Genomic DNA, 23,255 nt, shown 5'->3' with positions numbered 1-23,255 from the left:
GACTTAAAGCGAACCTATCATGGTCAGCGACTTGCATTCGCAAAGAGTCTGTAAAGTTGTTTGACGAATCTGTTGCAACGCTTTGGCTAGCAATAGCGTGCAGTCAGTACTCGCCTTTGCGGCAATGCTATCGGCGGCGTTGTTGGCGAGAGCGACTGACATAACCGCACCGGTTTTTCCAGCATGAGTGCAACCGCGATGCTTTTGGTATTTCTCTACGTCGGCCGCGACGGGATCCTTGTCGACGAGTAGCTGTGACAGATAGCAATTTCTCTCCTTCGATGTGACGGCGAGACCAGGGCTCGCTCGAGTTTCGTTTTGGAACGCGGACGAGCCAGACCGCGAACTGGCGACAGAACTGGAAGTGACCGCGGCCTCTAATCGCGGCCGTGGCCGCCGGCGGTGATGGCGCCGTTCGCTGGGCGGCGCGTTGGCCCACCCCTGGCTTCGCGGCGTCTATAATGCCTCAGTCGGCCCTCCCGAGGTGACGGCCGCACTGCAAGCCACGGGCCGAGCACGCGGGTGGTGTTCGGCATCCACGAGCTGACGCAGAATCGACCGCGCCTGCTTCGAGAGGGCGCGATCGATGCGGTTATCGACCACCCGGTGTTCGCCACCTTACCGTGTGGTGACGACGGCGCGGCCTTTGGAGCGCAGCACGACTAAGAGTTCCCACCCCTACACTGGTCAACATCCGTATGATCGAAAACGCTAGCTCAGGCGACGCACTAGCGATGTGTCCAATGCCGCTTCTGCACGCAGGGTTTCACTCTGTCCGACATCCGACAATTGTTGGATGTCAGACATGCCCCCAAATCCGCTAACCAGTGGCTTCAATTGAATTTTCCTCTCTGGCACGTTCTGTGCAGCGTGGCTTGCAAACGCATCAGCGAGAAAATAGTCCCATGATCACACTCACTGAAAACGCCGTCGCCGCCGTCAAGGCCGCGCTTTCCCGCGCCGACGAACCGGCGGAAGGCTTTCGCATAATGGTCGAGGCGGGCGGCTGCGCCGGCCTCAAATACCTGGTGGGTCTGGAAAGCGTCTCGCGCGAGGGCGATGCCATCATGGAGACGGACGGGGTCAAGGTGTTCGTCGACGCAAACTCCCAGCTCCATCTCGCCGGCATGACCGTTGACGTTGTCATGGACCTGGAGTCCTCGGGCTTTGTTTTCGACAATCCCAATGCGCGGGACAAATGCGCCTGCGGCAAGTCCTTCGGCTAGCCGCCATAACGACAAGGATCGGAGCCATGCGGGGTGACACCGACAACGTCTACCTCATCAGCGACAAGGTCTATTTCATCAACCCGAGCAATGTCGGTGCTTTGGATGCCCCCAATGCGGCCGGCGAGGTCGGCGCCGTCGCCTGCGGCGATGGGCTTAAATTGATGATGGGTTTCGACCGTAAGACGCAGACGATCACCGCCGCAACATTCCAGACCTTCGGCCGCGGCTCGGCCATAACCGCTTCTTCGGCGTTTTCCGAATTCATCGTCGGCAAGACCATCGATGAAGCCCTCCAGATCACAGACCAGGACATAGCGGATTTTCTCGGCGCCCTGCCGCCGCACACGACACACTCATCGCTCGACCGCCTCATTTTGGAGCGCGGCTTGCGGCTGATGAGCGAGTTCTTCCGTGCTGTGAGGCAGGCTTTCGAGGAGACACCAGGATTCTCACGCCTGGTCCTCGCAAAGGCACCATCGGCATGAGCGACGTGATCAAGGCGTTTCCCGTGGTGATAGGCTTCGAGGAGCCAGAGGCCCTTCGCCGTAGCCTCCATCCGGTGAAACCTAATTCTGCGTGGAGTTCGGGCGAGTGGGTTTTCGGTAACGAGCCTCGATCGTGGAACGAGCTGCAAAACGTGCCGCATGGCATTTCTCAACTTTTGCCGCGCCTCGTAAGCCTGCAGAGGCGCTCCCTTGCTCAGTCGAAGGCCGCGTAAGCAATGCCATATGCGGTCAAGGAAATTTTCTACACCCTTCAAGGTGAAGGACGAAATGCCGGGCGGGCTGCCGTATTTTGTCGTTTCGCCGGTTGTAACCTTTGGTCGGGACGTGAAGGCGACCGGGAAAGAGCATTCTGCGGATTCTGCGACACCGACTTCATTGGGGTAGATGGCCCCGGTGGCGGACATTTTGCCACCGCATGGGAGCTTGCGTTGGCGGTCGAGCAAGCCTGGCGCGGGTCGGGAACTGGGCAGCGTCTTGTCGTGCTCACCGGAGGGGAACCCCTCCTCCAGATCGATGAAGAACTCCTGGAAGCGCTGCATTCCTTGGCGTTTGAAATTGCCGTGGAGACCAACGATACCATCCCCACACCGGCCGGCATCGACTGGCTGTGAGTCAGTCCGAAATGCAATGCACGCCTCGTTGTCATGGCAGGGGACGAGCTCAAGCTTGTATATCCTCAGATTGGCGCGGAGCCCGAATATTTCGAAGTTCTCGCGTTTGAGCACCTTTTGCTTCAGCCAATGGATGGGCCCGAGCGCGATGCGAATACAGCCACCGCAGTGGCCTATTGTCTTGCCAACCCACGTTGGCGCTTGAGCCTGCAAACCCACAAGCTTCTCGGGATCCCATGAAAATTACGCAAGCTTTCACCTTCGAGGCAGCGCACCGTCTTCCGCGCGTGCCGGAGACCCACCGCTGTCACCGCTTGCATGGCCACTCATACCGTGTGGAACTGCGTCTGGAAGGGCCCGTCGATCCAGACACGGGCTTTGTCATCGATTTCTTCGATGTCGAGGCTGTGTTCGGACCGCTTCTGCAACGTCTCGACCATCAGCATCTGAATGAGGTTGAGGGTCTCGACAATCCGACAGCGGAAAACATTGCGATCTGGATCTGGAACCAAACCAAGCCGCTTCTTGGCCAAATGTGCTCGGTAACAGTCTATGAGACACCGCTGTGCTGGGCTGAATACGAGGGTTGACCCGATGCAACGAGATCCGGGAACCGCACTCGTCCTTTTCTCCGGCGGCCAGGATTCGTCAACCTGCCTGGCCTGGGCGCTGGAGAACTTCGAGCGCGTCGAGACAATCGGCTTCGACTATGGGCAGCGGCATCGGATCGAGCTCGATGTGCGGCCCTACCTGCTCGGGCGCATTCGAACAGACTTTCCGGCCTGGCGTTGGCGACTAGGCGAGGACCACATGATTGACATGGCCGTGCTCGGCCAAATCAGTGATACCGCGCTCACGCGCGACGTCGAGATCGCACTGAACGCGAACGGTCTAACAAATACCTTCGTGCCTGGCCGCAACCTTCTGTTCCTCGGATTTGCGGCCGCGATAGCTTACCGGGTGGGCGCGAACACCTCGTGATCGGCGTGTCCGAGACGGATCGTTTCAGCTACCCGGATTGTCGAGATGACGCAGTTAAAGCGATGCAACTTGCCCTGAACCTTGGAATGGAGACGCGTTTCGTCATTCACACACCCCTCATGCGGCTCGACAAGGCGCAGACCTGGGCGCTGGCGGATTGGCTGGGCGGCGAGGCGCTAGTGAAGCTCATCTGCGAAGGAAGCCACACCTGCTATAGCGGAGACCGCGAGCATAGACATAGCTGGGGTTTCGGTTGCGGGACCTGCGTCGAGTGTAATCTTCGAGCAGCAGGATGGGAGCAATTCCGATCCTGCAAAGAGGCACCCGTGGCCGCCCATGAAATGACGTGAGCGCCCAGATCCAGGCCGACGGTGGCAATCTGTTCCATAGATCGTTTCCTTCACTTTGTGGTGTTCAGCACGACCAGGGTACGCGCCTTCGATGCCGTTTCGAAGGGCTGCTCCATACCGTCGACCTTGATGATCTTCGCCATTCGCGTGGTGGTGTTTGGGCAGTACCATGGCGAGCAGGCTGCGGTTGTTATCCTTGATCCCGATCGGATTGACTGTGGAGCGTACTGCCAAGAAAAAGGAGAGGTTGTGGTTTCGACGAGAGGCGGTTGATGCCCGAGCCTTCCGTTATGTGGAGGATCGTCCATGCACGCCATAATCAGCATGGCCGCACCATCGGCATCATTGAAGCAACGAATGACGACCTCATCGACAATCGATGCCGGCGCCTGCGTAAGCCGGCACGGGCGCAGGCGTCTGCGGCGACGCGATGTTGCGGATATCCCCCTGGCCTGCCTCGGCCCAATCAAAGGATTCCTGATAAGCGCCTTCGATCTGGCAATGCTCGTGCGTCCAGTGAATGCGCGTGCCGCCTTGATGGCGATCGTCACAGCCTCAGTGTTGATGTTTGACGAAATGGATCTGCTCGACCGCCGGAAGACAATCGAGCAGGTAATTCAGCAAGGTCGATCATGTGCCGTCGAATTGAAAAGGCGGCTGCCGTCATGAAGGATAGGCGGGACCGCATCAAGGGCCGGGGCAAAGCCATCGCTGTGAATCAGAAAGGCGAAAGGTGTTGTTGAGGTCCAGAAAGCACTGTCGTTGACGTCAGCCAGATTGGCGCCTTCGCGTTGCAGCGCGCCGCGCGGCTTGGGATCGCACCGCCGCAGCGCGCGTGGTGCCATCGGGAAAAACGGCCGCGGCCGAACAATCTTGCCGATTGGGCGTCAGGCGGCGCGGAGAATTTCGTGCAACATGTCAGGCCTCTCCTCGAAGGACCTACGTCTCTTTCGCCGCTGACATGGCATTTGTACTTGGAAGACGTCATTCACGAATTGCATATGGGAGGCGGCTGATGAACAGGCCAACGATCGCCGATCTGGCGAAAGCCGCGGGCGTAAGTGTTTCCAAGGTCAATAGGCTCTTGCACGGAACTGGCACACTGCGACCGCAGACGGCCGACCTTATCTGGGGCGCAGCGCAGCAAATCGGCTTCCAAAGTTCAGGACCGCTGCACGAACGCAGGCGGGACAATCTCCCGCATCGGCACTTGAGCTTTCTCATGCAGCAATCGCACCGGCCGCTGTCAGATTTGGGCCGAGGCGCTTCTAGGTGCCTCCGCGCGACGCGCAGATGCTGTTATTGAGCCAGACGTATTCTTTCGAGGAGGATCCTTCCCCGAAGCGGTCGCTACCAATCTGCTCAAGATAGGCGAAAGCGCCGATGCAATCGCGGTGATCTCGGCCGATCACCCGCTCGTTGGCCAGGCGATTGATGAGTTGCGAGTCAAAGGCGTTCCGGTGATCGCTGTCCGTCGCCAGCCGGGCCGGCTTTGTGGGAACCGACAACTGGAAGGCCGGCCGCACTGCCGCATGGTTTATCAGCCAGACGTCCGGTCAGCCCGGCAAGGTCTTTCCACTCATCGGCAGCAACCGTTATCAGTTGCAAGACATCTCGGATGCGAGCTTTCGCTCCTAGATGCGCGAGCACGCGCCCGAGTTCCACGTCAGCGAAACGCTCCTGACCCATGAGGGTCGAAGAACGCCTATGCAGTCGTTCGCAGGCTGATAGCGGAGGAACCGGAGGTCAGGGGCATCTTCGTCAAATGCGGCGGCATTTCCGGCGTCCTGCGGGCCATGCGCGAGCTCGCTGTGGAGCATCAGTGTAAAATCCGGATCGTCTGCCGCGACATCGGCCCGAGACAAGCAAGGGATTGAGCGAAGGCTTGATTACTGCTTCCTTGTGCCATCCCGTCGACAGGATGCCTGAAGAACTTATCGATGTGATGCTGCGCATGATCGAACGCACAGACACACGGTTAATCGAACAGCGGATTGTTCCGTTCGAGATCCTCACGCCGGAGAGCATTTGGACTTTAGAATCGGAAGAGCCAACATCGTCCGGATAAGGTCATCATACCGCTGCGACGCGGCGTCGCTTCTGTAGGAAAACTGGGGCGCAAAGGGCAGTTCGCATGATCCTCGTATGCACCGAAATAGGCCAGGAGGACGAGGAGATGGAAATCCCCGAGGAAGACGATCCTGTCGAGAGCTGGACCCCACGCTTGCGCCAATGATTAGGCTGCTTCTGCGGCCGTCCGTACCGATTTGCACGGCTTGTGGCGCGCCACAACTCCACCTTCTAGCACAACTCCACCTTATGATCGAATCGATCGAGGCAGCGCACCGGGCGACCTATAGAGAACTAGCCTGTTCGTCGCATGAGTACGGCGAATATGTCGGGATATTTCTTAGGAAGCAATTGAGCCGATTTTGCTTGAGTTAGGCGCCGACGCATAATGATGACGCGGTTCTCACGGGCGAGCTTGGCTTTCCGCAATTCCGCTTCGGATCGTCAAATCCCAAATCCGCAAACATGTTGCCGCTGGTCATTCGGCCGGAGATGTCTTCAGTCAAGACTTTGTTCCTTTCCTAGTTTTCGCGATAGTGCGTCTCGGCCGCCTTCAATCGCGCCTTAACGAGATCGATTTCGCACTTGGGCGTCTCCCTGCTTTCTTCTGGAAGTAAGGATCTAGACCACACCAGCGAAGCGACGGTATGGGTGGCGCGATAGGTATCCCCGTCTAAGTCGACGACCACCTCAAGGATGCTTCGGAGGCCAAATCCCTTGAGGGCTTTGACAGCCGGATGCTGCTCGCCCTTCTGGGGCATCGTTGATTGCAACACCCATCACGCACGGATATCGACCAATTCTGACGCGCTCAGCCACTGAAAATAAAAGATTCCGGTCAAACAGCCGTTTTCGCCAAGTGATCATATTTTCGTATGAACCCATTTTGGACTGAACGGTCCGTTCCAGCTCGGCGCAAAACCGTCTCAGATATCCGTCAATCGCGCTCTGCAAATTTGCCCAGTAGAGCACTTGGGCGGTGCTACATCGATAATGAGCCCAGTTTTGCTTTTTTTGAGAAGTATCCCTCTTGCTTGGCCGCAGCGAATATCCCGGTAAAAATTGGCTCAGTGCACTGCGCTTAGCGCTCGCCGGGCGGAGCTGGTCCGGGTTGCGAAGCCCGGCGAGCGCGGATCGTCTTGGGCGAATGTGGTGATCAGGCGCGGTTCTTGAAGCGTCAGGATTCATGTCCGATTTCGATGATCTCGCAACGGTGTGTGAGATGATCGAGAGTGCGGTCGTTGTCCCATTGAAGAAGAGGCCGCGCCCGCCGTCGCGGATGAGCGCCCCGGCGATGGCAATGGCCAGATGCGACTTTGCGTTCCGGACCACCAATCAGCACGCCATTGGACAAACGCTATAAGGGCATCTCAACCGCCGGGCGGCGGCGAAGAAGGAGAAGAGGTGATGGAACGCAAGCTTGATGACGTGATCGCAGCCCTCCCTGAGTAGCGTCGGGAGCGTGTCGACGCACGTTTCGAAGAGCTAAGGACGGAGGTCGAGAGCCTCGGCGAGTTGCGCCGTGCTGCTGGCCCAGGCAGAGATTGCCTTGCCCCTCAAGCTCAAGCAGCCCTCGGTCTCGAAGATCGAGAAGCGGGCCGATATGTATCTGCCGACACTCAAGGGGTACATAGAGGCGATCGGGGGGAGAACTCGACCTCATCGTCGCCTCCCTCGGGCGCGCCCCTCGGTATAGAGCGGGTCGGCATATATAGCACCCAACCCCTCTCCACACGTAATGCTCAAAGAGCGCAAGGTGGACGAACCCGCCCGAAGGCCACGCGGGCCGGCTGAACGCGCCGTTTCGGCCATAGACTGCCGAAGGGACGACGGTCTCGTCGACGCTCGCAATAGGTATGAGCAAGCCCTCGTTAAGCCGGATACCGACCTGCCCGCTGTCACGCTCGCGGACCGTTCGCGGGGGACGTCTCTTCCCTCGCCCATGCTGGCCCAGCTCACCGCCACGCTAGGGTGTCCGGCGATGTGCTCGCCGACGACGACCAGATCGAGTACGCTTGGTCACAGCTTCCATACCTGATCAAGTAGATACCTCCGCGCCTGCGCGACATCTTCGGTGGTTTACAGTTTATCAAATTTACGGCGATCATCGCCGCACCGCAAAATGACAACAACGTTAAACGGCCATGTCTGCTGCCTTCTTATGGCTCCAGGACACATTGAACACAGGCAAATACTGGCAAGCATGCCAGCACCACGACACACGTCGTGGCGGCAGTGACAGCCCACTGCCGTTTTCCCAACGGCCTTCGGACAATCTTGGCGCAGCGCTGTCACGGCAGACACGGCACGTCGAGATCTGTCGAGCATCAGCCATTGCGAAAGGTGTAGCCATAACCGTTGATGGCCGGCGCGCCGCCGAGATGCACGTAGAGGATCCTCGAACCCTCTGGAAAAAAGCCTTTTTGGACGAGGTCGACCATCCCTTGCATCGATTTGCCCTCATAGACGGGATCGGTAATCATACCCTCAAGCCGCGCACACAGGCGGATCGCCTTCTTGGTTTCCTCGGATGGAATGCCGTAACGCGGGTACGCGTAGTCCTCGAGCAACACCACGTCATCCTCGGCAAGTTCCGATCCGAGCTCGACGAGGGTCGCTGTATGTCGGGCAATGCTTAGCACCTGCGCCTTGGTCTTGGCCGGGGTAGCAGAGGCATCGATGCCGATCACGTTGCGCTGTCGACCGTCCTCGGCGAATCCGACGAGCATGCCGGCATGCGTTGAACCGGTGACCGTGCAAACGACCATGTAGTCGAAGGCAAACCCTAGCTGTTCCTCCTGGGCGCGCACTTCCTCCGCGAATCCAACATAGCCGAGGCCTCCATTCGGATGAACAGACGCGCCGGCCGGTATCGCATAGGGCCGGCCGCCCCTTGCCTTGACCTCATAGAGCGCTTTTTCCCAACTGTGCCGGATACCGATGTCAAAGCCATCGTCCACCAGACGCACCTCCGCGCCCAAGATGCGGCTCAAGAGGATGTTGCCGACCCGGTCGTAGACGACATCCTCATGTGGAACCCAGCTCTCCTGGACCAGGAGACATTTCATGCCGATCTTGGCGGCAACGGCGGCGACCATGCGCGTGTGGTTGGACTGCACGCCACCGACGGTGACGAGGGTATCGGCATCTGACGCGATCGCGTCGGGGATGATGTATTCGAACTTGCGCAGTTTGTTTCCGCCGAATGCGAGACCGGAGTTGCAGTCCTCGCGTTTGGCGTAGATCTCCACCTTGCCGCCCAGATGCTTGCCGAGGCGGTCGAGCTTCTCGATGGGCGTGGGTCCAAAAGTGAGCGGGTAGCGTTCAAACTTTTTCAGCATGTTTTCTCCAGCGGCACGGGACTGAGCTCAACGAGCGACGCAGAGCTGTTTTGCAGAGGCCTATTTGACAGTGAGGTCGGCTGCGTTCGGATGTTCCAACAGAGCGCCACTGTTATATTTTCCGGCGCTTCGTTCGCCTCCGAGACGAGCAACCCGCGTGCCGTGCGCTGCGATCCACTACCATTACCCGGAGAACCGAAACTGCATTCCCCTGGCGTTAGAACGATGAGAATGCCGTCGCCTTCGACCATACCAGGGAACCGTGACCTCAATAATCAAACTTGAACAAAGTGATGAAACTGAGCTCTGATCTTGTGACGGCGCGTCAAGGGAGGAGCAGCGATATGCCGAGCATTTGATTGCGCCGGGGTACATCTTGAGTTTCATTCCTATGCTCATTATCGTCGCGCGACTGGTACCGAACTTCCTGGGACCTATCGAAAACATCCCCTCGCCCGGCTTTGCCAGCGCAGCTGGATCGCCAAATCAGAAAGAGCACACTTGCGAAATAGCCCAGCTGAAGAAGTAGCGAACAGCCCAGCGTCGTGACCACTGCTAGACGGAACGAATAATGTGAAGCGAAGTAAACCGTCACAGCGTTGCCGCACAGGACCAGCCCGAGGAGCCGGCAAAATGTGACGAAGCGCATGCCGTTCTCCTGATTTTGTCGCGTCAAATCATGCAACTCATGCTGCGATCTGGTCGGCCGCGACATGGGTCTGGCAGTTCTTCGGGCAGACGCGGCCGCAGGCTCCGCAGCCAATACAGCGGCCGGCATGGTCGACAACCATGATCATGCGATTGAGCTCGCCGTCGAAGTCGTCGTCCTCACCCGCGCAGATGCCGAGGATTTCGCCCGCGTCATCGACGCCGTAAAGATGCATGACCTCGCGCGAGCAGACTTTGAAACAGCGGCCGCAGCCGATGCAGATCTTGCCATCTATAGCGATCAGATATTCCGGCACCCATGTGGAGCCGTCGCGGCTGATGAATGTGCTCCTCATCCTAAACTCTTCATTTTGGCGAGCTCTCTCCTGGCACCATCCAACTCGGCATAGACGGCATGCGTTTTCTCCGCGACTTCCTCTATCTCAATCCATTTGACCGGGAGACCCTCGGCAAGGTCGCGCAAGTTCGTCTTGGCAATTGCCGCGCGCAGTTGAAGCTTTCGGACTTTCTTCGCCATCTCATCCAGGTTTGACATGATCCTTCCTCGAAAATCGGTTTCTTCACGCCCGCGCCACGTCGGGGATAGGCAATAGCTGCAGTCGCATCGTCGACCAGTTTCGCGCCGGTATCCGCGAGTTTCCGGAGAGTCTCGAAGCCGAACCGGTAGACGCCTTCGACAGACCGGCGAACTGCCCGTGAAAAGCACGCGCCCGAAGCACCGGTCAGTTTCATTTCTGTTGTTGACTATGTCATCACGCCTGAGCGCTCCTCGATCGCAAGCTCCACTACGGTCTAAAACATGCCGAGCCTCCACAGCGCGTCCGGATCCGGATTGCCAATGATTGGATATTCCGGCGCAGTTCCTTGGTGATGATGAAGTCGGCCAGCAGCCCGGTGTCCGATTTCCGTTGGCATGAGCCGTGGGAGTCCTGAGCACGGATCAGCCGCAGGAGGCATTTGACGAACGGGCGAGCAAGGGCCTCTCCGTCCTTGTTGACGGCAGGGCCAAGCGCTGCGTGAGACATTTCGTTTCCTCAATTTCAGGTCTCGTCCTCAACGGAGGATTTCTGCTTTCGGTTACGCCGACTTCGGGCCCGTTTACGCAGCCGATGTCCGGCCTGGCCAGGCCGATTCCACGTAAATGCTGCCCCTGTGGCCGACCTTGAACACGTCCTGGACTGCGACGTCTTCAAAGACGGGCCAAATTCGCGTCGAATATCGCGGCCGCGGCGATTCGGTTGGAGGTCATTAAGGTCCGAGCCTTGACCTGCAGCAAACGATCGACCCTGTGCTCCATGGACATAGTTACTGCGGGCGCGCCGCAGAAAGTGGGCGAATTGACCAGGGTTCCATTCCACTTGTCATCCCTACACCTTGCCGGGCTAAAAGTTCGTAAGGGTTCGCCACGTAGCCAGTCGTCCACTTTGATCGGAGGAGCCGGGGACTCACTACGCAACATGTTGCTCTCCATTCCCACACCTTCCCTGACGTTTATGCGCGAGCTGGTTCTTCTCTCAGAAACGGAACACACCGGTTAGGAGACCATCAGCGTCTTCCGTGTTCTCATGCGATCAGCCCTCACTCAGTATTGCCGATCTCAACCAGCAAACGTCGTGCCAGCCGCTTAGCCCGCAGTAAATGGATGATTCGGCCTCGAAAACCTCACAAGCCCAAGACGGCCGGTTGTTTTGAACCCGACATGTTTTCTGCCGCTGTCAGCCTTTGGACACGCATCATGCGTCAGACGCTTGAGGGCGAGAACCGCTTGGCTGTCTGCCCTGCGGTAATGTCGGCGTCGGCTCATCTAGCATCATTCGGCGCCGGCGATGCGCGGGCGATCTCCACAATGGCTCCCGTGTGCAGCGACTGGCTCCTGGCTCATGCCTGATCTTTTCTCGGGCCGACGAGGCCCAGCGCGTCGAGTGCTTCCACCAGATCCTGCGTATGCTGTTTCTCGGATGCAGCTTGCCGCATGCACCTCCCATAACGTCGTGACAAAGGTTGGAAGCGTTGCAGGTTCCTGTAGACCACCCCAGTGCTCAGGATTTCGCGTCTGCTTCCGCTGCGAGGCGAAGCGGATGCCCCGTCGTCGCGACGGGTAAGCCCGACGATGCCGAATGCCACCGCCAATGATCAGTAGTCGGCCGGTCATATCCCGCTGCCCATTTCTTCTGCGACGGTGTCGGACCAGCTCTCGACAGAGGTAGGGCTGATGAAGCCGGGATGCTCGGGGTTGGCGCGCGGTGCGCGCCCCAGAAGGCTGTCGAGGATGCGACGCGCTCGCCAGGCCAGCAGGCTTAGATTCGGATCAGCCGGCCCACGCTGTCCTAGGCTCGCGTTCTGTACGAAGATGCGTCTGTCACGCGGTCCGTCCCAGCACACCGAAAAATCTTCGCGAATAGCCAATTCGTTGTCGATCTTCTCCAGCCGGTTCGCCATCGGTTCCAAGAAGCCTTGCACCGAGTTCTCGTAACCGGTGGCCAGGATGACGATGTCGGCCGTGACTTCTTCGACCTCCTCCATGCCGTGCTGCAGGGTGAGTCTGTGGCCCGCGCCGGCGTTGATGCAGTGCGAGACAGTGCAGCCCGGCCGCAGTGTGATTTCGCATCGGTTTGGCTCTAGAAACGCGTGGCGGTATAGCGCCTGATAGATCGCGCGCAACGTGCTTTCCGAAATGCCGTCCGAAGCAAGCACGAAGCGCCGCAGGAACAGCTTGCGCTGCGACTCGCTCATTGCCGCGAAACGATCCGAAAAGCAGGGCATGAACAACTCGTTTGTGAACGGGCTGTTGTCGATGGGCAGGTAGTTTTTGCGCTGCGAGACCCAGGTTATCGAGACAGGCCGCCGTTCTTTTGGCAGACCAACAAGGTGCAACAGCACCTCGGCTCCGGACTGTCCCCCGCCGACCACGCAGACATGCTTTTTGTGCACCTCAGGATGAATGTGTAGCAATTCAGATGAGTGGAACAGGTTGCGTCCAGTCCAGCCCTGAAACTGAGGCGGAATATGCGCCTGCTTGCCAATGCCGAGCACGACGTTTTTGGCGCCGAGAACCGCGTTATCGGTGTGCACCCGAAACTCGCCGTCAAAGCGGATTTGGCGCACCGTTTCGCCGCCGCGGACAAGCGGGTTCCTGTGGAAGGCCCAGTTCAGGTATTGCTCGAACTCAGCTCTGAGCACGGCCTCGAAGAACTGTGCATTCAGGAAGTGGTACAAACGCCCGTTCTCGTGCAGGTAGTTTAGGAAAGTGTAGGCTGATCGCGGATTCACCAGCGTGACCAGATCCTTGAAGTGGCTGACCTGGAGCTCCGAGGAATTGAATGCGATGCCTGGGTGCCAGCGGAAGTCGACTTGCCGATCCAGGAACAGTGCCCCTTGCCCGATTTGCTCGTGTATCTGACACGCAAGGCTCAAATTAGAAGGCCCAGCACCCACTCCAACGCAAGAGAGTTCCACTTGCCTTGCTCCTATAGGTGTTTCCCAATTAGGCGATGTTCGCGGCGAATATCGGCCATCGCCATTGGGCTTGCTGTCCATGCGGGCATTCTCGACCTCGGTGCTGCTGGATTTGCTAGAGTTTGACCGCGCTTTCGTATTGTCGGGTATGAAGCCCATGGATCCCGGCCAAGTGATGAGATCGACACTAATGTCCACGACTTGTGGGCGTGGACGGGATCGACGTATCTCCGCCCGCTTCGATGATCGCGTCTCGGTCAGCGAGATGCTTTCCAACTTTATTCCGTGTTTTAATCGGGCGAAGTCGCCCGCCTCCACCATGATGCGCCGACCTTTGACCGACTTGGCGGCCAGCGAGGGCGCGGTCTCGAATGCGGCAACAGCATTTTTCCCTGAGCCTGCTCATAGGAGGGCATCCGCTGATGTGTTCGGAAGATCCTCTGCATCAAACGTGCCAAAAGGAAACTTTCATGAAAGCAACGGTTAGCGGGTTTGTGATCCTGTCGGGGATCCGACAATGAGGGGGAAACCTTGCGCCGGTGGCCGATTTGCCGCGTCGCCGTCCTCTTGCCAGAAGCCGGTAGCTAATAGGGCAGCTCCGCATCGGAATTTTCTCTTAGGACGGCCAGCAACCCAGCTTCATGGACTGTGGCGCGGAAAAAGGCTCTTGCCACTTCTCGCGGCGGGAATCTGAAAAGGCGCCTTCGGAAGCCGGAGGTCCCAGGAGGTCTCTCCCGTCTGGCGGAAGATGGAGGCCCCCTTGCGGGGGAGATGGCCGGCAGGCCAGAGGGGTGCTGTCCCGCCAGCGTTAGATCACATTCAATTCCCGGAACGCCCGCCCCTCAGCGACACGGCTGTACCCGAACGCCGAGCAGTCCACCGTGCGATAACCGCCATGCACGATCAGCTCGGCCAGCGCCTTGCCGACCGCCGGCGCCTGCTGCAGGCCGTGGCCGGAAAAACCGTTGGCGAACAGGAAATTCCCGACCTGCGGATGCGGGCCGATCACCGCGTTCTGGTCGAGCGTGTTGTAGTCGTAATGACCGGCCCAGGCGCGCGTCGGCTTGATCGCCTCGAAGGCCGGGATGCGGGTCGCCAGCACCGGCCAGATTACCTCTTCGAACAGCGGCCAGTCGGGTTCGAAATCGCTGGGATCGGCGGGGCCGTCGCCGTCTCCCGGCTCGGCCCCGCCGGTGATGTAGACCGAGCCTTCCGGCCGGACATAGATGCCTGAGGGATCGACCAGCATCGGCATGTCGTCATATTTCTCGCGCGCCTCGAAGATGAAGACATTGCGCTTGCGCGGTTCCACCGGCAGCAGCAGTCCGGCCATTGCCGAAACTTTTCCGGCATTCGGCCCGGCGGCGTTGACGACGATGCCGGCGTCGAGCCTTTCGCCATTGTCGAGGCTGACACCGGTGACACGGTCGCCCTGCCGTTCGATGCCGGTCACGTCGGCGGTGATGAAATCGATGTTTTTGTCGCGCAGCGCCTTGCGGAACAGCATCAGCATGGCATGCGCGTCGAACCAGCCCTCGCCGCTGCGGCCATAGGCGCCGGCGGTGATGCCCTCGGCCGACAGCCATGCAAACCGGCGGACGAGCGCCTCCGCATCCTCAAGCACGATGTCGGCGCCCTCGGCCAACTGCGTCTGGTGGTTGGCCTCAAGAATCGGCAACCCGTTCTCGCCGGCAAGGATGAGATAGCCGCCTTCGCGAAAGCCGATATCGGCGTCGGCCCCGAATTCTTCCGTCAGCCGCCGGAACAGTTTCAGCGTGAACTGCGACAGCCGGATGTTTTCCGGAATCGAAAACTGCTGGCGGATCGAAGCGCAGGACAGCGTCGTCGCCGCATGGGCGAACTGCGGGTCGCGCTCGACCAGCGCGATCGAGCCCAAAAACCCTTCCTCGCGCAGATAATAGGCGATCGAGGAACCGACGATGGCTCCGCCGATGATGGCGATGTCGTAGCGCACTTTTTCGCTTCTCCAGTTCTAGAGCATGATCCCGAAAGCCGGTTTTCGGAAAAGATCGTGCTCCATTTCATACAGCCGGCAGGATGATCTCGAAGCGCGTGCCGCGCTCGGAGTCAACCAGGCGGATCGTGCCATCTTCAGGAGGGCCAGCACGATGCCGAGGCCCATGCCGGTGCCGCCGAAATCGCGGCGTGTGGTGAAGAATGGCTCGAAATGCGGATCCGGTTGCTGGGCGAAATGCCGGCGCCGTAGTCGCTCACCAGGACAATGGCCTTGTCGTCCGCGGTCGCTACTGCGAGGAAGGCAAAAGCCTGTCGTCGTTGGGCTCAAGGTCGGCGACATCGACAGCGGGCGCCAAAGCCACGCCAAGGGCGAGAAGGACGCGTGTGATGCTGTCGCGCAGCTTTTCCGGGTGTTACGGCGGCTTCTAGCGGCTGCCTCCACCACAGGATGTGGCTTTTTCAAACGGGCGCGGCTCGTTCTTCGAGGGGCTACCATGGGATGACGTCTCACAAATGCGTTCGAAAACTCCCATGCATGAAGCGTGCCGGAAAAGAAGTCTGCCCAAGCAATGAGTTCTCGAATTCCAGCTCGTCCGGAACCCGACATAGTCGGATAACCGACGATGCGGGCGGATGGATGCTCGCGGCAATGAGCCTTCCACACCGCAGGCCGGGCAGGGTCAGGTCAGGCATCCACGGGCTGGCCCTTCGCGGCAGCATGGTAGGCCAGATATTTTCACTGCGTCGAAATACGGTCGGCCACGTGTTTGGCATCATGCCAGACGCCCCAGAAGAAGCTGGACCCTCTTTGCGACTGCCAAGGTAAACCCAGGAAACAGGCCGAGCTGGCTCGAGACGCCACGGTGGTGCCTTGGCCGGCCCTTCTCGTCGAAGGCGTCGACCTTCAGCCAGCTGTAGTCGACAGCAAAGCCTGTCGCCCATACGATCGCCCCAGGTCGAGCTCGCGGATCGGATTGGTCACGGATTGCCGATCCCGGTCGATCCGACGGGCCGCGGGCTCTTCCGAGAGGTCGAGACGGTTGCGAGCGACATAGGCGTTTTCGCCTTCCCGCCGAGCAGTGCGCATGGCGGCACGTGGGAACATTCATCGTGCAAATGAGAGCATAATGGCAATCGATTAGAGCGATGACTCGACGAGCGATATATGGAGGCGCTTCGTCGCGTGGTGGGCTGCATCTGGGAGAATTGAGAACAAAAAATTCATCCTACAGCTGATACGGTTTCTTAGCGGTCAACCAGCTTCCCAAACCTTCGGCAACGAGCGTCACGATGTTAGCTTGGGTTCCAGTGGCATCGACCGGATCGCCGATTGCGGAGGCGACTGCCAATCTTTGACCCGGGAAAACGATCACGGATCCTGCGGCGAGAAGGCATGGGACGAACTCTCCGGTGACAATGGCCGCGACGAACCGCGCATTTTTGGGAGGGACTATGACAAGCTCTGCGGATCCGGCGCAGATGTTCTCAACGCTGGGAGCAGCAAGGATTATCTGACCGCGGGCGTTGACTCACGGCTCCAGGATCGGATGAGCGGCTTCGACCCGAGGTTCGGGTGGAAGCCGCACATCATCGTTCTCGTCGATATCGAACGAGATACCTTCATCTTTCATACGGTGGGGTTCTACAGAGACGGTTTTGACCCGAACTCCGTTGACAACGCCAGCGTAGTGTCCGGCTATCCGGCGAGCTGGTTTTACAACGGCAAGCCACGTAGGGCCTTTGCCTCGGGCGCGCCGGACAGCGGCGCACCACTGCGCACCCCAACCATGCCGGCCGTGGCCGGAGACCAGACGCGTTTGCCCTCCAGCGAGATCATTATCTTTCCCTTTAAACGAGCGTGATTCCGAAGCGTGACAATCGATCTCGACCATTAGACGAGCTCATCAAAAGTCGTCTTTGGCTTCCAACCGTGCTTGGTGGCCGCCTTAGCAGGCCTCGCCAATCGGCAGGTCCACCTCGGCCGGGCCCGAAATAGCCGCTTCTATCCGGATCAGCGCCTGGTTACTCCTGTGTTCGCGGCCTACCTCGTCAATGCCTTCCCCTTCCAGACGATCTCCCTCCCGACACGCCTGAAGGCAGCCTCGACAAAGGACGGAAAGCGTCTCGCGTTCGCGAGCACAATCGTCAGGCTCGTGTCCGCAGGATTGCGCCAGGAAAGCGAGCGATTAAATTGCGTGGTGTACCCTGGGCATCAGAATTGGGAGGACTCCGTTCCACCTTCCGCCTTGCGCATGACCGGAGAGATTTCCGGTGGGCGGCGCCTCCTGATCAAAGCTTTTTCATGTTCGTTACTCTCCGTAAACTCGATTGTTTCGATGGAGCGCATCTACGGTATGAATCCACGCATCACCGTAGAGCTTCGAACAGCATCGGTGCGGCTCCGCAACCAGTCAGCGAGCCAAAAACAGCGGCAATGTCGGCTTCTCAAAGATCCATCTCGTCACGCCGCCAAAGAGCCGCTCACGCATCCGACGGCTGCCATAAGCGCCCATGACTATCATGTCGGCAGACGTCTCGATTGCGTGCTGCGCAAGCACCGTGGCCGCCGGTTTGCCGGCACTTGGCAACAGGTCAACCGACACCCGAGCACCGTGCCGAGTGAGATAGGCAGCGATGTCGGCTCCAGGCTCCGCGCCGTTCCCGTTATAGTTCGCCTTCGGATCGACCAGGGCAACACGAACTTCCTCAGCAGCGCATAAGACACCGAGCGCTTCCCGAACCGCACGGGACGCCTCGACTCGCGAATCCCAACCGACCAGGACGCGCCGTGGCCACAAAGTCGCCTCAGTGCCCTTCGGCACAACGAGCACCGGCCTTCCCGTATCGAACAAGCAGCCGTTGACAACAGGAGGTCCGAGATTCTCGTCATTGAGGAGACACGGTCCGATGATCGTGAGGTCGGCGCAGAGCGCCCGCTGTCGTGCCACTTCGCCGAGGCTTGCCGGATCGCAATAGTCGGTATCAACGTCATAGGCGAGCGACATAGCTCTCAGCAGTCTCTGGATATCTTTGGAGCGTCTTTCCATTCTGGCCACGTCCTGTGTAAATCGGTCGATTTGTCGAAACCGGTCATTCAATCTGGCAATTGCCTGTCCACGTCCTCCAGGCCACTCGGGGACACCATCTCCGATCGACGGATACGACATAAGGAGCATCGGAGGCGGTATAACCAGTACGGAAAGATGCGCGCCGACTTCGGCACACAAGCCGGCGGCAGTTCTGACGTCCTGATCGGAATTGTCAGCGCCGGTCGCACAGAGTACGCTTTTAAAAGCCATTTGCCTGCTTCTCCTGAGTGTTCGTTTAGGGCGTTTCAGGCCGCAGGACCGGCTCACCGCGCGCGGGAGGGAGTGGCACCACACCCAGCACTTAATTCAGTCGTCCGGCTTCTCGAGCGAATAGCCAGCCGACCTGACGGTGCGAATGACGCTGCCGGGCGAAGCCGTTTTCAGGGCTTTTCTGATGCGACTGATATGCACATCGACGGTGCGTGCACCGACATGGATGTTGGGCGGCCAGGCCGCGCCGATAAGTTCGTCCCGGCTGAAGACCTTCCCGGGAGCTTCAATCATAAGCCGCAGCACGTTGAACTCGATGGGTCCGAGGTGGATGTCGTGGCCGTTACCGCGAACCCGGTGGGCGTCGAGCTTTATCTCGAGGCCGCCACAGGAGAGCCAACCGCCATTTTCAAGACCATTTGCACCCCGCTTGGTCAGCGCCAGCCTCGCGCGTAGACAGTCGAGCAGCTTGGCCGGGGCGATCGGCCGCACAAAGCTCTCGTCAATGCCGGCCTTCAGGAGATCGAGGTGCTGGTTCGCCGCGCCCGGCGCGATCAGGGCAATGATGGGCAGGTCGGCGGTCCGCGGCTCCCCCTTGAGCCGGGCGCAGATTGCAGACCCGGTTATGCTCGCTGGCCCGCAGTCCAGCACCACAGCCTTGAAGTCCCGCTGGTCGGCCAATGCAAATGCATCCTTCACGCAGCCTGCCGGCTCACTGGCGAAGCCGTCCGCCTCCAGAACGTGGCTATACATCAGATAGAACTCCGCATCGTCCGAACAGATCAGCACCAGCGGCTTCATCGGCACTATCCCAAGAGCCCCATCGGCCCGGACCGGGTCGGCGGCGTAAGGTGGCCATCGACGCCTGCTTCCATCACGCGCGTGCTACCTCGGGATAGGTTTCGATGGCTGCGATTGCGTCGCCGACCAGTTTCGTGCCGGCCTCGGCGAGCTTGCGGAGGGTCTCGAAGCCGAACCGATGCACGTCGCGCACGGTCTTGGACAGAACGACCAGACGCCCGGCGGTGAAAAGCACGCGCCCGAAGCCCTCATGGCTCATTTCGATCATCGGCGATGCCATCAGGCCGGAGCGCTCTTCGATCGCAAGGGCGACGGCAGTGTAAAACTTGTCGAGCCTCCACAGCACGTCCGGATCGGGATCGCCGATTATTGGAATCGTACGGCGCTGTTCCTTGCTGACGATGAAGTCGGCCAGCAACTCGGCGTCCGCTTTGCCGTCCCATGACCCGTGGGAATCTTGAGCACGGATCAACCGCACGAGGCATTTGACGAACGGGCTGGCAAGGGCCGCCTCGTCCTCGTTGACAGCAGGGCTAACCGCGACTTCAAACATTTCGCTCTTCCTCGTTTCAGTCCTCGTCCTCGAAGGACGGTTTCTCTCCGGCGACACCAGCTTCGGCCAGCACCTTGCGCAGCCAGGGCGGAGGACATGTCCTCAGCATCGTCTGCGTGCGCAACAGCACCTCTTGGATGGGTTGTGGCTGCGGCACCTTGATTGGATGGATTTTTGCCGAGACAAGCTTGGCTGCCGAAGGTCCGCCGATCGCCAGACAAAACAGGAGGTGGCAGCCCTTCAGCGCTTCCACCTTCGGTGCGATGCGGTCATCCCCCTCGGTCCGATGTTTCCCCCTTTCGTCGGAGACGTCGTCGAAGGCAAGGGCTTCCAGGAGGTTCCATTCCTCGCGCGTCACATCGTAGATGACAAAGCGCTTGGCGGACCCGAAATGTGCATTGAGCTCCTTCATGTCCTGGGTTGCGATTGCCACGCGCAAAGCGCCTGCTTGTCGTTCACGCATCGGACCTTGAACCTCGTCAGTGACGAGTGAGAGGCGACGAACGGGGCCCACCTGGCGTTTCCCGCTTGCGGAATGGATCAAGTTCCTCAGGCGTCGGCGCATGCCGGTCGGCTTGGAACATGTTGGCAACCTCGAAAACCAGATCACGGGTCCCTTGATAGAGGATTGAGAGCTTGTGCTGGCTGCCGAGCCGGTCGAACACGGGGAAGCCGACGCGCATGAGCGGAATGCCAAGGCGCTGCGACGCCTGGCGTCCATGTGAATGGGTGACCAGAAGATCAGCGCCGCCGGCAAGCGTTTCCAAATCGCCGAGGTCGCCGATCTGAATCGACTCCGCCGGTACCTTTTCCAGAATTTCCGACATATCGGTCGTCGTGACCGCCGCCGCGATTTTGGAGCCCATGCCCGTGAAGAAGGTTGCGAATTGATAGAGTTGGTCTGGTTCAGCAGCGATAGCAATTTTCTTGCCTCCGAAATGGAAATGTCCGTCGAGCAGCGCATCCTGCAATTGCGCCCGCCGGCGGCGCACACTGGCCGGCACAGACTCGCCAGAAATCGTGGACAGCAGGGAAACAAACTGATCGGCGTCCTTCAATCCGGTCAGTGACTCGAACAGCACGTAAGGGACACCGGTCACCTTGTGCAGCACCTCGGCCGGCCGGCGCATATGCTCGCAGACGGCAATGCAGTGCTCGGCCGCGCCGAGCTCGCGGATGTCCTCGACGCTCGTACCGCCATAGGTGGTCGGGACCCAGTGGTCTGGTACAGTACCGTCAAGCGAGCCTGAGAGGTCCGGCAAAATCACCGGGTGCAGCCCAAAGCTTTCAACCATCTCGCGCAAATGCTCGATGTCAGCCACAGTGAGGTTCCAGCCGGGCAGGATTGCGATCTTCTTTGACTGGCGCGCCCGCTCGCCAGGCCGCGTAATGCCTTCAATCATCGCGGTGACAGCCTTGGCCCAGCCCTCTTCGAGGGCGCCGCTGAAATCCGGCGTGTTGGCCAGCACGATCTCAGTACCCGCGAGTTCTTCCGCCCGTTTCAGCCTGATGTCGGCGATGTCGCCTGCGGAATCTTCGCCACGGGTTTCCACCAGCGCTGTCGTGCAGACCCCGATCAGCTTTGGCTTCGTGCGAGTCTTAAGATTGAGGATCGCCTCTTCCAGATTGTCCGACCCGCCGAGGATGGTTGTCACTTCATCCAGGGCGGTGGTCTGTAGGGGGATCGTTTCCTTGAAATGCCGCACGAAGAGCACGAGCGCGAAGCTGGTGCAGCCCTGGCTGCCGTGGAACAGCGGCACTGCGCCGTCGATCCCTAGAAAGGCCAAGGCGGCGCCCAGCGGCTGTGATGATTTCAGTGGGTTAACCGAGGCTGACTTGGTCTGGGAAAGGATGCGGGTCATCGGATTTCCTCAACACCAGCCGAAATAGTCCGCGTCGTGCCGGCGAATTCCTGGACAGCGCGCATGGTCGCCGTGTCATTCTTGGTGCTCGGCAATTCGTCCTTCCCATTGGGCTGGCACTCCCACGGGGCCCGCTCGCGCACCTGGCACCAGATCGGGTTGTGAATGGCGAGGTCGATCTGGCGTACGAGTTCCACCATGCCGTCGTAACCCGCGTAAGGGTGTTGGCGCTCCTGGTTGATGTCGAGCCAGGGCGTCTTGGCCTTGAGCGCGACGAATTGCGTGCGCCCACCCGACAGCATGATATCGGCCTTGCCTTCTGAGAGCATGGCGTAAAGGTCGCGCGCTGCCATCTGCTCGAACATGTGGTTGTCGTCCTTTAGGATCTGTTTGATGCGCTCCTTGTCTTCGACTGTGGATTTCTTGACCGAGGTGCCCACGATCTCCATGCCGATCTCCATCAGCGCATGGACGACTGACCAGGACTTCACACCACCCGTGTTGAGCAGCACGCGCTTGCCTTGCAGCCCCCGCCGGTAGGCCTCGAGCTTCTCCCATGCAATCGCCTCCTGCTCAGCGATCAGCGTCTCTGTGCGGTCGAGGATCTCCCGATCGGCGCCCTTCCTCACCAGCAGCTCAGCAATTTTGCGGAGGGCTTCCGAGGTGTCCGAGATCCCGTAGAAGGAGCCCTCGAAGAAAGGGATGTCCCAGCGCTCGTCCATCTTGCGGGCTAGATTGATGAGGGCCGTCGAGCACACCACCATAGCCGCCCGGGCGCGATGCGCGGAAGCAATGTCGAGATAGCGCGCGTCGCCCGGAATGCAGGCGCGTACCCTGATCCCGAGCCGATCAAGGAGCGGCTTTATCAGCCAGAATTCGCCGGAAAGGTTGAATTCACCAAGTATGTTGATGTCGTACGGACCGGCGTCGTCGGGTTCCACCGTGCCGATGACATAGTCGAGCAACGCCTCGGCGGCGAGCTTGTTGCCAAGGTTCTTGGAGCCGGCCAAGCCCGGCGCATTGATTGGGACTACGGCCAAGCCGAATTTTTCGGCGGCGCGTTTGCAGACGGTCTCGATATCGTCGCCGATGAGCGCCGTCACGCAGGTCGAATAGACAAAGACTGCCGGCGGCGCATACGCTTCCTTGATTTCGCGGATCGCCTTGAAGAGCTTCCGCTCGCCCTGCCCCATCACCACCTCGAGTTCGGTAAGGTCGGTGGTGAAGCTTGTGCGCCACAAGGTTGGCCCAGACGAAGCTGCACCGCGGTTGTCCCAGGAATTGCCCTCGCAGGCGAGCGGCGCATGGACCAGATGCGCAACGTCAGTGATCGGCTGCAGGACGATCTTGGCCCCGTCAAAGGCGCAACCGCCCGCTGCCGCTCCCGGCGTCAGCGGGCTTGTGCAGCCCTGCTTGCGTGCCTTGGCATCCTTTCCACGGTTCTTGTCGCAGGCGGGCTCTTCGAAAACGTCCTGGATCTTGGCACTGAGCGAGGTCATCGCGTCAGTCCCCAAAGCCAATTCGGCAACGAACCGCCTGTGCGAAAAGCC

18 protein-coding genes and 6 pseudogenes are annotated in these 23,255 nt (G+C 59.6%); 8 read left to right on the top strand and 16 right to left on the bottom strand.

The genetic code is table 11. The annotated features are described in order from the left end of the window. Nucleotides 1-905 precede the first annotated feature (905 nt). The 7 genes and pseudogenes from AC0L2A_RS19275 to AC0L2A_RS19245 all read left to right on the top strand — a co-directional run bounded on the left by AC0L2A_RS19275 (nt 906) and on the right by AC0L2A_RS19245 (nt 5,745). Nucleotides 906-1,226 carry a HesB/IscA family protein gene (locus tag AC0L2A_RS19275; protein WP_473610116.1) on the top strand — a complete coding sequence of 107 codons (321 nt, stop codon included), beginning with the start codon at nt 906-908 and terminating at the stop codon, nt 1,224-1,226. Between the two features lie 26 nt (nt 1,227-1,252). Next, nucleotides 1,253-1,714, top strand: coding sequence for an iron-sulfur cluster assembly scaffold protein (locus AC0L2A_RS19270; protein ID WP_473610115.1), 462 nt, complete (start codon nt 1,253-1,255; stop codon nt 1,712-1,714). 236 nt (nt 1,715-1,950) lie between these two features. Then, nucleotides 1,951-2,586, top strand: a pseudogene (queE, locus tag AC0L2A_RS19265) (7-carboxy-7-deazaguanine synthase). Continuing rightward, nucleotides 2,583-2,936 carry a 6-carboxytetrahydropterin synthase QueD gene (queD, locus tag AC0L2A_RS19260; RefSeq protein WP_473610113.1) on the top strand — a complete coding sequence of 118 codons (354 nt, stop codon included), beginning with the start codon at nt 2,583-2,585 and terminating at the stop codon, nt 2,934-2,936. Before queE ends, queD begins: the two are co-directional and overlap by 4 nt. Nucleotides 2,937-2,940: 4 nt before the next feature. Continuing rightward, nucleotides 2,941-3,677: pseudogene (queC, locus tag AC0L2A_RS19255) on the top strand (7-cyano-7-deazaguanine synthase QueC). 306 nt (nt 3,678-3,983) lie between these two features. Continuing rightward, the gene (locus tag AC0L2A_RS19250) at nt 3,984-4,346 is read left to right on the top strand and encodes a hypothetical protein (RefSeq protein WP_473610112.1); all 363 of its coding nucleotides are present in this window, start codon (nt 3,984-3,986) and stop codon (nt 4,344-4,346) included. Between the two features lie 346 nt (nt 4,347-4,692). Further along, nucleotides 4,693-5,745: pseudogene (locus AC0L2A_RS19245) on the top strand (LacI family DNA-binding transcriptional regulator). A gap of 523 nt (nt 5,746-6,268) precedes the next feature. Here AC0L2A_RS19245 and AC0L2A_RS19240 read toward each other — a convergent pair. The 10 genes and pseudogenes from AC0L2A_RS19240 to AC0L2A_RS19195 form a co-directional block, all read right to left on the bottom strand. Then, nucleotides 6,269-6,508 (bottom strand): type II toxin-antitoxin system RelE/ParE family toxin, encoded by a 240-nt coding sequence (locus AC0L2A_RS19240; protein ID WP_473610111.1) that lies wholly within the window; start codon nt 6,506-6,508, stop codon nt 6,269-6,271. Nucleotides 6,509-8,074: 1,566 nt separating this feature from the next. Then, nucleotides 8,075-9,088: a 1-aminocyclopropane-1-carboxylate deaminase gene (locus tag AC0L2A_RS19235; RefSeq protein ID WP_473610109.1), complete on the bottom strand. Its 1,014-nt coding sequence runs from the start codon at nt 9,086-9,088 to the stop codon at nt 8,075-8,077. 325 nt (nt 9,089-9,413) lie between these two features. Further along, complete coding sequence (locus AC0L2A_RS19230) at nt 9,414-9,737, bottom strand: exopolysaccharide production repressor protein (RefSeq protein WP_473610108.1); 324 nt, start codon at nt 9,735-9,737, stop codon at nt 9,414-9,416. A gap of 37 nt (nt 9,738-9,774) precedes the next feature. Further along, the gene (gene fdxB, locus AC0L2A_RS19225; RefSeq protein ID WP_473610107.1) at nt 9,775-10,092 is read right to left on the bottom strand and encodes a ferredoxin III, nif-specific; all 318 of its coding nucleotides are present in this window, start codon (nt 10,090-10,092) and stop codon (nt 9,775-9,777) included. Then, complete coding sequence (locus AC0L2A_RS19220; RefSeq protein ID WP_473610105.1) at nt 10,089-10,292, bottom strand: CCE_0567 family metalloprotein; 204 nt, start codon at nt 10,290-10,292, stop codon at nt 10,089-10,091. Before AC0L2A_RS19220 ends, fdxB begins: the two co-directional genes overlap by 4 nt. 25 nt (nt 10,293-10,317) lie before the next feature. Continuing rightward, nucleotides 10,318-10,782 (bottom strand): annotated as a pseudogene (locus AC0L2A_RS19215) (DUF269 domain-containing protein). 1,123 nt (nt 10,783-11,905) lie between these two features. Continuing rightward, nucleotides 11,906-13,213 (bottom strand): lysine N(6)-hydroxylase/L-ornithine N(5)-oxygenase family protein, encoded by a 1,308-nt coding sequence (locus tag AC0L2A_RS19210; protein WP_473610132.1) that lies wholly within the window; start codon nt 13,211-13,213, stop codon nt 11,906-11,908. 808 nt (nt 13,214-14,021) lie between these two features. After that, nucleotides 14,022-15,188 carry an NAD(P)/FAD-dependent oxidoreductase gene (locus AC0L2A_RS19205; RefSeq protein WP_473610104.1) on the bottom strand — a complete coding sequence of 389 codons (1,167 nt, stop codon included), beginning with the start codon at nt 15,186-15,188 and terminating at the stop codon, nt 14,022-14,024. 67 nt (nt 15,189-15,255) lie between these two features. Then, nucleotides 15,256-15,472: pseudogene (locus tag AC0L2A_RS19200) on the bottom strand (ATP-binding protein); the annotation flags it as partial. Between the two features lie 454 nt (nt 15,473-15,926). Beyond that, nucleotides 15,927-16,250 (bottom strand): annotated as a pseudogene (locus AC0L2A_RS19195) (FAD-dependent oxidoreductase); the annotation flags it as partial. Between the two features lie 238 nt (nt 16,251-16,488). On the opposite strand from AC0L2A_RS19195, the gene AC0L2A_RS19190 reads away from it, so the two are divergent. Then, entirely contained in the window at nt 16,489-17,052 is a 564-nt protein-coding gene (locus AC0L2A_RS19190) for a hypothetical protein (protein ID WP_473610103.1), read from the top strand. A gap of 549 nt (nt 17,053-17,601) precedes the next feature. On the opposite strand, the gene AC0L2A_RS19185 is transcribed toward AC0L2A_RS19190, so the two are convergent. The 6 genes from AC0L2A_RS19185 to nifE all read right to left on the bottom strand — a co-directional run bounded on the left by AC0L2A_RS19185 (nt 17,602) and on the right by nifE (nt 23,204). Then, nucleotides 17,602-18,489, bottom strand: a complete 888-nt coding sequence (locus tag AC0L2A_RS19185; RefSeq protein WP_473610101.1) for a universal stress protein — start codon at nt 18,487-18,489, stop codon at nt 17,602-17,604. 96 nt (nt 18,490-18,585) lie between these two features. Then, entirely contained in the window at nt 18,586-19,290 is a 705-nt protein-coding gene (locus tag AC0L2A_RS19180; protein WP_473535558.1) for a response regulator transcription factor, read from the bottom strand. Nucleotides 19,291-19,363: 73 nt separating this feature from the next. Further along, nucleotides 19,364-19,843, bottom strand: coding sequence for a NifX-associated nitrogen fixation protein (locus AC0L2A_RS19175; protein WP_473610100.1), 480 nt, complete (start codon nt 19,841-19,843; stop codon nt 19,364-19,366). Nucleotides 19,844-19,859: 16 nt separating this feature from the next. Then, on the bottom strand, nt 19,860-20,357 hold the full coding sequence (gene nifX, locus AC0L2A_RS19170; RefSeq protein WP_163603092.1) for a nitrogen fixation protein NifX: 498 nt from the start codon (nt 20,355-20,357) through the stop codon (nt 19,860-19,862). After that, nucleotides 20,323-21,705 carry a nitrogenase iron-molybdenum cofactor biosynthesis protein NifN gene (nifN, locus tag AC0L2A_RS19165; protein ID WP_473610098.1) on the bottom strand — a complete coding sequence of 461 codons (1,383 nt, stop codon included), beginning with the start codon at nt 21,703-21,705 and terminating at the stop codon, nt 20,323-20,325. The genes nifX and nifN overlap by 35 nt, the downstream gene beginning before the upstream one ends. Beyond that, nucleotides 21,702-23,204, bottom strand: coding sequence for a nitrogenase iron-molybdenum cofactor biosynthesis protein NifE (nifE, locus tag AC0L2A_RS19160; RefSeq protein WP_473610097.1), 1,503 nt, complete (start codon nt 23,202-23,204; stop codon nt 21,702-21,704). The genes nifN and nifE overlap by 4 nt, the downstream gene beginning before the upstream one ends. Between the last annotated feature and the right edge of the window lie 51 nt (nt 23,205-23,255).

It is taken from the genome of Mesorhizobium sp. WSM4844, from assembly GCF_055811775.1.
The sequence above is the reverse complement of the archived record's forward strand: the minus strand, read 5'-3'. Positions and strand labels throughout refer to the sequence as shown.

Bases quoted from the DNA above. Each gene is read 5' to 3' on its own strand.
- AC0L2A_RS19275 (WP_473610116.1), top strand. From the start codon at position 906: ATGATCACACTCACTGAAAACGCCGTCGCCGCCGTCAAGGCCGCGCTT.
- AC0L2A_RS19270 (WP_473610115.1), top strand. From the start codon at position 1,253: ATGCGGGGTGACACCGACAACGTCTACCTCATCAGCGACAAGGTCTAT.
- queD (WP_473610113.1), top strand. From the start codon at position 2,583: ATGAAAATTACGCAAGCTTTCACCTTCGAGGCAGCGCACCGTCTTCCG.
- AC0L2A_RS19250 (WP_473610112.1), top strand. From the start codon at position 3,984: ATGCACGCCATAATCAGCATGGCCGCACCATCGGCATCATTGAAGCAA.
- AC0L2A_RS19240 (WP_473610111.1), bottom strand. From the start codon at position 6,508: ATGCCCCAGAAGGGCGAGCAGCATCCGGCTGTCAAAGCCCTCAAGGGA.
- AC0L2A_RS19235 (WP_473610109.1), bottom strand. From the start codon at position 9,088: ATGCTGAAAAAGTTTGAACGCTACCCGCTCACTTTTGGACCCACGCCC.
- AC0L2A_RS19230 (WP_473610108.1), bottom strand. From the start codon at position 9,737: ATGCGCTTCGTCACATTTTGCCGGCTCCTCGGGCTGGTCCTGTGCGGC.
- fdxB (WP_473610107.1), bottom strand. From the start codon at position 10,092: ATGAGGAGCACATTCATCAGCCGCGACGGCTCCACATGGGTGCCGGAA.
- AC0L2A_RS19220 (WP_473610105.1), bottom strand. From the start codon at position 10,292: ATGTCAAACCTGGATGAGATGGCGAAGAAAGTCCGAAAGCTTCAACTG.
- AC0L2A_RS19185 (WP_473610101.1), bottom strand. From the start codon at position 18,489: ATGGCTTTTAAAAGCGTACTCTGTGCGACCGGCGCTGACAATTCCGAT.
- AC0L2A_RS19180 (WP_473535558.1), bottom strand. From the start codon at position 19,290: ATGAAGCCGCTGGTGCTGATCTGTTCGGACGATGCGGAGTTCTATCTG.
- AC0L2A_RS19175 (WP_473610100.1), bottom strand. From the start codon at position 19,843: ATGTTTGAAGTCGCGGTTAGCCCTGCTGTCAACGAGGACGAGGCGGCC.
- nifN (WP_473610098.1), bottom strand. From the start codon at position 21,705: ATGACCCGCATCCTTTCCCAGACCAAGTCAGCCTCGGTTAACCCACTG.
- nifE (WP_473610097.1), bottom strand. From the start codon at position 23,204: ATGACCTCGCTCAGTGCCAAGATCCAGGACGTTTTCGAAGAGCCCGCC.